Origin of the sequence: Succinivibrio sp. (assembly GCF_045124615.1) — a bacterium.
Classification (GTDB): domain Bacteria; phylum Pseudomonadota; class Gammaproteobacteria; order Enterobacterales; family Succinivibrionaceae; genus Succinivibrio; species Succinivibrio faecicola.
Genome location: NZ_JBGVMC010000345.1, coordinates 1 through 11,677, shown reverse-complemented (window position 1 = coordinate 11,677; position 11,677 = coordinate 1). Strand labels below are relative to the sequence as shown.

General features: G+C 38.0%; 6 protein-coding genes. 3 read left to right on the top strand and 3 right to left on the bottom strand.

Annotation, left to right across the window (positions count from 1 at the left end):
* Window positions 1-905: type I glyceraldehyde-3-phosphate dehydrogenase (gene gap, locus ACJML3_RS09155; protein WP_406022574.1), on the bottom strand; the 905-nt coding region annotated here is incomplete at its 3' end.
* Between the two features lie 605 nt (window positions 906-1,510).
* Between gap and malQ the strand changes: the two genes are divergently transcribed.
* The 3 genes from malQ (at window position 1,511) to glgX (ending at window position 8,520) form a co-directional block, all read left to right on the top strand.
* A complete protein-coding gene (malQ, locus tag ACJML3_RS09150; RefSeq protein ID WP_406022572.1) occupies window positions 1,511-3,709 on the top strand; it encodes a 4-alpha-glucanotransferase in 2,199 nt (732 codons plus the stop codon).
* Window positions 3,710-3,746: 37 nt separating this feature from the next.
* Complete coding sequence (gene glgB / locus ACJML3_RS09145) at window positions 3,747-6,191, top strand: 1,4-alpha-glucan branching protein GlgB (protein WP_406022570.1); 2,445 nt, start codon at window positions 3,747-3,749, stop codon at window positions 6,189-6,191.
* 184 nt (window positions 6,192-6,375) lie between these two features.
* Window positions 6,376-8,520, top strand: a complete 2,145-nt coding sequence (glgX, locus tag ACJML3_RS09140; RefSeq protein ID WP_406022568.1) for a glycogen debranching protein GlgX — start codon at window positions 6,376-6,378, stop codon at window positions 8,518-8,520.
* Between the two features lie 68 nt (window positions 8,521-8,588).
* Here the strand turns inward: glgX and sppA are convergent, their stop codons facing one another.
* The gene (sppA, locus tag ACJML3_RS09135; RefSeq protein ID WP_406022566.1) at window positions 8,589-10,598 is read right to left on the bottom strand and encodes a signal peptide peptidase SppA; all 2,010 of its coding nucleotides are present in this window, start codon (window positions 10,596-10,598) and stop codon (window positions 8,589-8,591) included.
* Between the two features lie 59 nt (window positions 10,599-10,657).
* Window positions 10,658-11,596, bottom strand: a complete 939-nt coding sequence (locus ACJML3_RS09130; protein WP_406022564.1) for an SPFH domain-containing protein — start codon at window positions 11,594-11,596, stop codon at window positions 10,658-10,660.
* Window positions 11,597-11,677 lie beyond the last annotated feature (81 nt).

The window sequence follows — 11,677 nt, the reverse complement described above, 5'->3', positions numbered from 1 at the left end:
GCAATACCAGCCTTCTCATCGAAGATAGAAGTGTGGGTGTTGCCTAAGAAGTCTGAAGAAACAACAGCTTCATCAGTGTAATCCATAATGCCCTTCATTGAACCTGAAACAGCGTTCTTGATAGCAGCACAGATGTCTTCGTATGAAGCACCCTTCTTTAAGGTACAGGTTAAGTCAACTACTGAAACGTCAAGTGTTGGAACACGGATTGACATACCAGTTAACTTGCCGTTTAACTCTGGGATAACCTTACCAACAGCCTTTGCAGCACCAGTTGATGAAGGGATGATGTTACCAGCAGCACCACGGCCGCCACGCCAATCCTTTAATGAAGGACCGTCAACAGTACGCTGAGTAGCGGTTGTTGAGTGAACAGTGGTCATTAAGCCCTGCTCTAAACCGAACTCGTCGTTGATAACCTTAGCTAAAGGAGCTAAACAGTTAGTGGTGCAAGATGCGTTTGAAACGATGTCCTGACCTGCATAGGTGTCGTTGTTAACACCCATAACGAACATTGGGGTTGAATCCTTTGAAGGAGCTGACATAACAACACGACGTGCACCAGCCTTGATGTGCTTACGTGCTAATTCGTCAGTTAAGAAGAAACCGGTTGACTCAACAACGTACTCTGCACCGATGTCGCCCCAGTTTAAGTTCTCTGGATCACGCTCTGCAGTGATACGGATGGTGTTGCCGTTTACAACTAAGTGACCATCTTTAACTTCAACCTTGCCCTGGAACTGACCGTGCATGGTGTCATACTTTAACATGTATGCCATGTAGTCTGGTGGTAATAAGTCGTTGATACCAACAACCTGAATACCTAACTCTGGACGATAGATTGAAGCACGGAATACGAAACGACCGATACGGCCAAAACCGTTAATACCAATTTTAATAGTCATATTTAATGTTACCCGTAGTTAACAATTGACGAAAAATAAAAAAAATACAGTAAAAAGATACTCTATTTACTAACTTTGTCAAGTTTGAGCACTTTTTACTACTTTCATGAAAGTGCTTTTTTACAAAGCTGTAAAAGTTTAAACAATTTCAAAGAAATTTTAAATATTTTTTTGAAAATATTTTGTAAAAAACAGTTTTTTATTGTTCTGTAAGTGTGTATGCAAAAATAACTTATTGAATTAAAAGTATAAAAAACGTTAATTTTTTACAAAAGACTTAATGAGAAAATTTATTGTTTGAAATAACGTTTGCTGTATTTTGGTGAATAAAAAATTACTACTTGATTTTCTTATAAAAAAGATGAGATGTGTCACAAAAGTACAGAATTTGAGCTTCGTCAATATACAATATTAAACATTTTTGAATAAAAATAACAAAATCGGACTTACATCATATTTTTTTATAAGAATTTGCCTAAAAAGCCTTATTTTATGTGCATATTTGCAGAGATTAATTTATCATATATCTTTGAGCTTACTATTACTAAAAATATGAGCTTGGCAAATTCATTTAGACAAATTAAGAAAATTAAGTGGTACATTCCATGATAGACATACAGAAATTAGCAGATGACAAAGGCGTAGCTAGATCATATATCGATGCGAACAATGTTCTGCAGCATATTGATGGCGAGTATCGTAAGAACGCACTTGAGATTCTAGGTTATCCAGTAAATGACCAGAAGGCTCTTGAGAAGGTTCTTACTGAACAGAAGAGAGCTACCTTCAAGAATATGGTTGATCCTGTAACTGTTATCAACGATCAGGATTTCAAGCAGTTCTATTTCAGAATCGAAGAGAGTGCTTCTGAAGATGAGAATGCAACTGTAACAGTTGTTGTAAAGTTAGAAGATGGTAGAAAGATTGAGAATACCGTTCTTCTTTCAGAAGTTGAAATAGCTCAATACGAAACCTTTGAAGGTGTTACCTATGACACCCGTCGTTACAAGCTAATTTCACATTTCCCATATGGCTATCATGAATTATCAGTAAGCGTAAATTCTAAGAATGTAAACAAAAAATCAGCTGTAATGAGCCTGATTGTTACCCCTTACAAGATGTATCTTCCAGAGGAAATTGCATCAGGTAAGCGTGTTTGGGGTGTAAGCTCACAGTTATATTCAGTTCGCTCTCACAGCAACTGGGGTATCGGCGATTTTGCTGATTTAAAACAGCTTCTTTTAGGTGTTAAAAAGTGTGGTGGCGAGTTCGTTGGTTTAAACCCAATGCACGCAGGCTATCCATATGATCCAAATTCTGTAAGTCCATATTCACCTTCATCAAGAAACTATATCAATATCGTATATATTTCTGTAAATGATGTTCCAGAATTACTAAACTGCCCTCAGGCACAGGAACTCATTCATTCAGAGCAGTTCCAGCAGAAACTTCGCGTATTAAGAGAGAAGGAATATGTTGATTACCGCGGCGTTCTTGAGTGCAAGTTAGAAGCTTTACGTTGCATCTTTGACAATGTAAAGGTTGACGACAAGCGTTCAAACAGAGGTCTTAAGTTCTTAGACTTCGTAGAGCAGGGTGGCGAGGATCTTCAGAACTTTGCAACTTATGATGCTCTTATGAAGCACTTCCACGATGAAGGTAAGTTCGTAAACTCATGGGAACAGTTCCCATCTGAGTATCATGATATTCACTCTCCATTCGTAAAAGCATGGGCAAAAGAGCATGAAGCAGATGTTAAATTCTTCTGCTACTTACAGTTCCTAGCATCAGAGCAGTTAACTGCTGCTTATAAGGCTGCTAAGGAAGCTGGCATGCTTATTGGTACATACCGTGACCTAGCTGTTGGTGTAGCAAAGCAGAGCTGCGACGTATGGGGTGATGTTGCTAAGGTATTCAGAACAAAAGGTTCTATCGGTTGTCCTCCAGATCCACTAGGCCCTCTAGGTCAGAACTGGGGTCTTGCTCCTATGTCTCCTGAGGCATTAAAGCAGAATGCTTACAAGCCACTTATCAGAATGTATAAGTCAAACATGAAGTCATGTGGTGCAATGCGTATCGACCATGCTGCAGGTTTATACAGATTATGGCTGACTAGAGTAGGTGATCCTGCATCTAAGGGTGCATATGTTCACTATGATTTACATGATCTTCTATCAATCCTTTCATTAGAGTCACACAGAAACAAGTGTCTTCTAATCTGTGAGGATTTAGGTACTATTCCTGTAGAGTTAACCAAAGCTTTAAGAGCTTATGGTGCTTTATCTTATAAGACCTTCTTTGATGGCGTAGCAGAGGATGGTGGCTTCATTGCTCCTAAGGATTATATTGCTGAGGCAATGTCTGCATTAACAACTCACGATATGCCAACATTAGTAGGTTGGTGGAACTACTATGACTTATCATTAGGTCAGCAGTTAGGTATCTACAAGCCAGAAGAGGCTCAGGCTCTTCAGAATGCAAGAGCAGTTGCAAAACAGCGTATTCTTGACAGTATGCACGGCTTAGGTTCTATTGCTGATACATATCCAAGAAATGTTGCTGATGCAAAGATGGATGATGTTCTATCAACTGCAATGCAGGTTCACTTATGCTCAGGCTCTTGCTATCTGTTCAGCTCACAGGTAGAAGACTGGATCGGTGTTGATAAGCCTGTAAATATCCCTGGTACCTTAGATGAGTATCCAAACTGGAGAAGAAAGCTTACTAAGGATCTTGAGGATATCTTCGAGGATAAGAAAGTTCTTGCAATGACCAAGGCTATGACCGAAGCAAGAAACAGCTAATAAAAACAATACAATAAATATTAGGAGTGTACGTTCAATGTTAATTGACGATTTAAATAATGCCAGAGTTGGCAATCCTTTTGAAACATTAGGTCTTCAGAAGGTTGAAGGTCAGGATGGTTATGTTTTAAGAGCATGGCTTCCTGATGCTAAGGGTGTAGATGTATATACAATTGATGGCAAGAACAAGGTTGCAACTTTAAATCTCGTAAACCCAGATGGTTTATTTGAGGCTCAGTTGAATGTGGATCAGTCATTCCACTACATGTTCAAGGTGTACTATCAGGACTCACAGGTTGATGTGATCGATCCTTATCAGTTCCGTGATGAGGCTTTCTATGGCTTATCAACCATGAATGAGGATCCTGCAAATATCTATAAAACCTTAGGTGCTCAGCTTATTGAAGTAGAGATCGACGGTGTAAAGATTAAGGGTACTAAATTTGCTGTATATGCTCCATCAGCTACTGCTGTAAGTGTTATCGGTGACTTCAATTTCTGGGATGGCCGTCGTTTACCAATGGCTCGTTCTTTATTAGGTCACTGGGTATTATTCGTACCAGGCTTAGGTGCAGGCCTTCGTTATAAGTATGAAATCAAGGATCCATATGGTAACAGACTTCCTCATAAGGCTGACCCTGTTGGATTCTTCCATGAGCAGTATCCTTCATTTGCTTCTATTATTTCTGATCAGAACAGCTATACATGGCACGATCAGGAGTGGCAGAAGTCACAGCTTAATAACAAGCTTGAGCAGCCAATCTCAATCTATGAGCTTCACTTAGGTTCATGGAAGCGTGATGAGAATGGTCAGCCTCTATCATACAGAGAGCTTGCTGTTGATCTGTTAAATTACGTCAAGGAAATGGGCTACACTCATATTGAGCTTATGCCAATCATGGAGCATCCTTTTTCAGGATCCTGGGGTTATCAGCCAACAGGTTTATTTGCTCCAACATCAAGATTTGGTTCAATCGATGACTTCAAGTTCTTCGTTGACACATTCCACCAGAATGGTATCGGTGTTATTCTTGACTGGGTTCCAGCACACTTCCCAACAGACGCTTTTGGTCTAGCTAAGTTTGATGGTACCTGTGTTTACGAATATGAGGATCCACGCCGTGGCTGGCATCCTGACTGGAATTCATTAATTTATGATTTCGGCCGTGATACAGTTCGTCGTTTCCTTATCGCTTCTGCATTAGTATGGCTTGATAAGTACCACATCGACGGTCTACGTGTTGATGCCGTAGCTTCAATGCTTTACTGGGATTACTCAAGAAAAGATGGTGAGTGGATCCCTAATGTTGATGGCGGTAACATCAACTATGAGGCTGTAAGCTTCTTAAAGTGGTTCAATGAAGAGGTATACAAGAAGTATCCTCATGCAATGACCATCGCTGAAGAATCAACTGCATTTACCGGCGTTTCACGTCCAACCTATGCAGGCGGTTTAGGCTTCGCATTCAAGTGGAACATGGGCTGGATGCATGACTCTCTTGAGTATATGCAGACAGATCCTTTCTTTAGAAAGTATCACCATGGTGAAATGTCATTCTCAATGATCTATGCATACAATGAGAATTTCGTTCTTTCAATTTCTCACGATGAAGTTACTCACGGCAAGCATTCTCTGTTATACAAGATGCCTGGTGATGAGTGGCAGCAGGCTGCAAACCTACGTGCATACTTAGGTTTCCAGTATGCTCATCCTGGTAAGAAGTTAAACTTCATGGGTTCTGAATTCGGTCAGGGCTCAGAGTGGAACGAGGCAAGTCAGTTAGACTGGTGGTTACTCAAGTATCCAAAGCATCAGGGTTTGCAGAAGCTTGTTAAGGATCTGAACAATCTATACAGACGCGAGCCTGCATTATGGAAGACTGACTATGATCCAGAATCATTCAGATGGCTTGATGTAAATGACGCTGAGCACAGTGTATTTGCAATGATGCGTTCTAATGGTGATGACCATATCTTCTCTGTTACAAACTTCACTCCAGTACCTTATGTAGCATATCGTTTAGGTGTGCCAGAGCCAGGTACCTATGAGGTGATTTTTGATTCTGACAGTAAAGAGTACTGGGGCAGTGGCTACGGTACAGGATCAGTGAAAGTAGTTGCTTCAAATATCTCATGGCAAAACAATTATCATTCAATTGTTCTTGACCTTCCTCCTTTATCAACTATCTTCATCAAGAAGGTAGACGAAAAAAAAAATAAGCTAGAGGATAAAAGTGAGACAGCAGCTCCTAAGGTAGAGGCAAAGAAGTCAACTGCAAAGAAGGCTACTCAAAAGACTACTACTGAAAAGAGCTCAACTTCAAAGAAGGCTGCTGAAAAGAAGCCTTCTGAAAAGAAGACTGCAACAAAGACTGCATCTAAGAGTGGCGATGCAAAGAAAGCACCAGCAAAGAAGAGTACAGCAAAATCTTCAACTGCTAAAGCTTCAGGCACTGCAAAAAAGACTGCATCTAGCAAATAAAAATGATTGATCAAAAAAGCTACATGGTTGAAAGGCCATGTGGCTTTTTTTATTATATGAAAAAGAAAGATTTTTCTTGATTGATGCTAGAAAATTAAAAAAATAGAAATTGATTTTCTTGCAATAAGTAAATTGCTTAACTAATCTTAAAAAGAATAATTACAAATAATAAAGTGAAGACCTTATGAAATCACAGAGCACAGACATAGATTTAAGACTACTTCCATTAGGCGCAACACCAAAAGATGGCGGTTGCTATTTTGCAATATGGGCACCTAATGCTTCCTCAATCATTCTTCATATCTATACCAAAGATGAAAAGGAAATTACCAAAATTCCTTTAAAGGAAAAGCGTGGTGGTGTATGGTATGGTTTTGTTTCTGGTGTTAGCGTAGGTGATTTATATGCCTATGAAGCTCTTGGTGAATACAGTCCTGAAAAGGGTCTGTTCTTCAAAAAGGACAGATATCTTGTAGATCCATATGCAAAGGCTTTATCAAAACCTTTTACCTATAACATGAACAATTATCTTCATGACAATGCCAACTTTATTCCAAAGGCAATTGTTGTGAATAATGACTTTGACTGGCAGGGAGTAGAAAAGCCTACTTTCGGTCGTGATTCTCTTATTATCTATGAGTGCAATGTAAAAGGTCTTACAGCAATACATCCAGATGTTCCTGTAAATCACAGAGGTAAATATCTTGGTGTTATACACGATAGTGTAATAAAGCATTTAAAAGATCTTGGTATTACAGCAGTTCAGTTTAATCCTATTGCTGCATTCATATCTGAACCTCATTTGGTTAAGAAAGGATTAGTAAATTACTGGGGATACAATCCAGTCTGCTTTATGGCCCCAGATCCAAGATATGCTGTAAATCCATTAGACAGCTTGAACGAGTTTAGAACAATGGTTCGAGAGCTTCATCGTAATGGCATTGCAGTTATTCTTGATGTTGTATACAACCATACCGGTGAAGGTGGCAGAGGCGGTCCTGTTCTTAGCATGAAGGGCTTTGATGCTCCAAGCTACTATACATACAACAGAAATGCTGACGGTTCTCTCAACTGCAGAAGCTATAGAGATGTAACCGGATGTGGTAATTCAGTGAATGTTGATGCAAGACCAACATTAAATCTGGTTCTTGATTCAATGAAACACTGGATTACAGAAAACCAGATTGATGGATTCAGATTCGATCTTGGTGTTACCTTATGTAGAGAGACTCATGGTGACAGTTTCCATGAGTATGATCATAACAGCGCATTTTTAAAGTCAACTTTCTGTATTGAATCAATTGCAAGTTCTCTTCTGATTGCAGAGCCTTGGGATTGTGGTCCGAACGGTTATCGTTTAGGTCAGTTCCCTGCAGGCTGGTCAGAGCAGAACGATAAATTCAGAGATGCTGTAAGAAGATTCTGGAGAGGAGATAATGGTCTTATTGGACAGTATGCAACAAGACTTATGGGATCTCGAGATATCTTCACATCTTCATACAGATCAATTAATGCAAGTGTTAACTTTGTAACCTACCATGATGGTTTTACACTTGAAGATCTTGTTTCATATTCAACTAAATATAATGATTTGAACGGTGAGAATAATCTTGATGGAACCATGGAGAATTTCTCTTGTAACTGTGGTGTTGAAGGTCCTACAGATGATAAGGAAGTATTAGCCCGCCGTGATCTTTTAAAGAGAAACATGATGGCTAGTGTCATCATGGGACAGGGTATACCTCATATTCTCTCCGGTGATGAGCTTTGTAAAACACAGAATGGTAATAACAATGCCTACTGTCAGGATAATGAGATTTCCTGGAATAATTGGAATGAAACAACAAGAAGCAAGAATTTCAAAAAATTCATTTCAAGACTAAATAAACTAAGACGCTCTTCAAAAATGATAAGAGAGCTGACTCTTGCCGGTGATTATTATCATGTTGGCTCTAACAGCTATGAAGCTCATTGGTTTAAACCTGATGGAAGTGCAATGGATTCTGGAGCATGGAACGATCCAAATACAGATGCAATTACATTAACTGTCGGTACAACTGATAACAGTTTTGATACTGAACACTGGTGTTTTATCTTCAATCAGCATTACAAGGAAGTTGAATTTATTCTTCCTCCACCACCACTTGGATACAAGTGGATTGAGGTTGTTGATACATCAGATGAAACTGGAGCTCCTTCAAATGGAATTGAATCCTATGTAAGAAAATTAGACTGTCCATGTATTGTTGCTTATTCTCTTGCAAAGGAAGATCAAAATTCATTAGAAGAAGATGCTATAAAGGTCTTAAAAAAAGCTGGTAAGTATTAAAAATAGTATCGGATGTGTTTTTTTAGATATAAAAATATTCCAGCCTTAGCTGGAATATTTTTATGAGTTTAGTTGAAATCAACACTTACAGGGCTTATTGCCATCATACCTTTTTGAATATTAGGTTTATCTTTTGCACTCTTAATAACATCAAGAGTTAGTTTTAGATATTCATTAGGTATAAAAGTGTAAGCCTTTGAAGATAAAATTGTCTTTATCAGAGACATCCCGTTGTCGTCACCTGCTCCGATATGTACTACATTTACATTTGGATGTTTACGTCTTGCAAGCAGTTTCTTTTCTTTAACCAAAATCTGGTTAATATTTCCAATATTATCAACAAGACCAAGTTTCCTTGCATCATTAGCCAAGAAGATCCTACCTTCAGCAAAGTCCTTTGGATCTTTTAGTCTTAATTTATATTTGCTGTGCTTTACAAGAGTAAGAAACTTCTTGTAGGTAGACATAATCTGATATGCATATAAAACTCTGTTTTCCTCAGGCATTTTTTTTGCGATAGAGTAGTTTTCAAATTCGGATGTAGATACACCATCATGATATACGCCATGATCGTTCAGGAAAACATGAACATCGGGAATTACTGCAAAGACACCGATTGAGCCTGTAATTGTATCGTGTGTTGCGTAGATTGTATCTGCGGCAGTTGATATCCAGTATGCTCCGGATGCTGCAATAGAATTCATAGAAACAATAACTTTAACATTTTTTCTGTATTTAAAGTCATTAATCATTGCTCTGATACTTTCTGATGCTGTGACAGAGCCACCACCTGAGTTAATGTAAAAAATTAAAGTTTTCAGATCTTTGATTTTTTCAGCCTTTTTCAACTGATCTTTTATGTTTGCAGGTGTGAAGGCTTCTTTATTATCAGAATGATCTGTGATTGTTCCAATACCGTATATAACAGCAACAGTTGCTGTTGTTTTCTTTTTATTAGAAGACTTGCTGTCATGGTATTTTAGATAATCATCATACATGACATAAACTTTAGAAGGATTTGTTTTGTTTACGGCATATTTTTTTGCATATTCATGGGTTATAGTTATTTTATCCTTTAGATAATCTACAACCTGGCATTCATTTAAAAGCTTTGCTTCATCGCCATCAAATTTTGCAAGTAAATCTAAGTATTTTTGCTCATTTGAGAAAAGAGCACTCAGCTTATTTCTTTCATTCTTATTTGGAAGCTCCGATAGGTACTCTTCCCAAAGACCGTTAACAATGCCGGTATATTCTTCTTTTACTTCATCAGACATACTGTTTGATGTTAAAGGCTCAACAGCAGATTTATATGAACCAGCCTTTATTACAAGAGGTTTTATGCCAAAATTTTCAAGTGCATCTTTAAGATAAATATTTGATAAGGACATACCCTTGAAATTTAGATTGCCAAGTGGATGCAGAACAATTTTGTCGCAGGCGTTAGCAATAATGAATGCACCTTTTGTATAACTGTTTGAATAGGATGTAACTGTTAATGAAGGTCTTATCTTTTTAAGATTAGTTACTGCTTCAGCTATTCTTGATGCTGAGCTGAATGTAACTGAATACAGGTTGCTAAGATCAATAAAAATTTCTCTTACAGAATTATCCTTTGAGGCATACTTAAGGGCTCTTTCCACACTTAAAACATCAGTGCTGCTTGTATTGTTTAAGTTTTTTTCAAGCTCCTTTGCAAGTCTTGAATAACCATCTGATGGTTCAGGAGCATCGCTTATTGTTCCTGAAAGATTTAAAAAGAGCACAGGAGCTGATTTTTTGCTGACAGTAGCTACTTTCTGTAAATCAGCATTTTCCTCTACAAGTGAATCACAGGCTTTGATACCGATGATAGCCAGTAAAAGAATAATGATGAAAAGTGTGTTTAAAACAAGATTTCTAATAAATGTGATAGCAGAGCCTACAGCAAGCAAAGCCTTACAAAAACCGCTATGGTGGCCGTTATTAGATGTGTTTGCCTGAGTAGCATTCTTTTCAAAAGATGTATTGTTTTGCTGATTAGACTGCGAGATTATTGAATCTGACAGTTTTGTATAGTCGACAGTTTCTTTATTCATAATGATATTTCAATAAAAAAACAAGGCATGCCTTGTTTTTTTTACTAGATTTTTAATTATTACTTGTGCTTGGTGCCTTCAATAATTTTCATAACAGAGCCTACCATACCAGATACATCTGACAGGTTGTTTGGTACGATAAGTGTGTTATTTGTTTTTGCAAGTTTTGCAAAGGCTTCAATATACTGTTCTGCAACCTTCAGGTTAACAGCTGTGCTACCACCTTCAATCTCAGTTGCTTTTGCAATAGTTGCAATGGCCTGAGCTGTTGCGTTTGCAATTGCGATTGTAGCCTGAGCCTTACCTTCAGCTATGTTGATTTCAGACTGCTTTTCACCTTCAGATTTTGCAATTGCAGCTTCTCTTGCACCGTTTGCAAGATTGATCTGCTCTTGTTTTTTACCTTCAGATTCGAAAATAACAGCTCTCTTTTCTCTTTCTGCTGTGATCTGTCTTTGCATAGCCTGCAAAATAACAGCAGGTGGAGTTAAATCCTTGATTTCATATCTTAAAACTTTTACACCCCAGTTTAGAGCAGCTTCATCAATAGCAGATACAACCTGATTGTTTATTACATCTCTTTCTTCAAAGGTTTCATCTAAAACCATTTTACCAATGACAGAACGTAAAGTTGTCTGTGCAAGCTGAGTAATTGCAATAAGATAGTTAGATGTACCATAGCTTGCAAGTTTAGGATCTGTTACCTGAAAGTAGAGAATACCGTCAACAGTCAGCTGAGTATTATCTCTAGTGATACAAACCTGACTTGGTGTATCAAGAGGAATTTCCTTTAATGAGTGCTTATAGGCTACCTTATCAATAAATGGAATAATAAAGTTAAGTCCTGGATTTAAGATCTTGTGAAACTTTCCTAATCTTTCAATTACCCATGCAGTCTGCTGAGGGATAACATTAATAGCCTTGAATGCAAAAATCAGGGCTATAACAATAAATATAAGAGCGACAATCAGTCCGCTTGAAGTTGCTTCTTCAGTCATTTCCTTTCTCCTTTATTTTAAAACCAGTCGAGTTCCGTCAATTTTTTCTATTTTATGTTGTCCTTTTGTAATAGGAGCTCC

Coding starts and splice junctions, on each gene's coding strand:
- glgB (WP_406022570.1), top strand. CDS start 3,747: ATGTTAATTGACGATTTAAATAATGCCAGAGTTGGCAATCCTTTTGAA.
- sppA (WP_406022566.1), bottom strand. CDS start 10,598: ATGAATAAAGAAACTGTCGACTATACAAAACTGTCAGATTCAATAATC.
- ACJML3_RS09130 (WP_406022564.1), bottom strand. CDS start 11,596: ATGACTGAAGAAGCAACTTCAAGCGGACTGATTGTCGCTCTTATATTT.
- glgX (WP_406022568.1), top strand. CDS start 6,376: ATGAAATCACAGAGCACAGACATAGATTTAAGACTACTTCCATTAGGC.
- malQ (WP_406022572.1), top strand. CDS start 1,511: ATGATAGACATACAGAAATTAGCAGATGACAAAGGCGTAGCTAGATCA.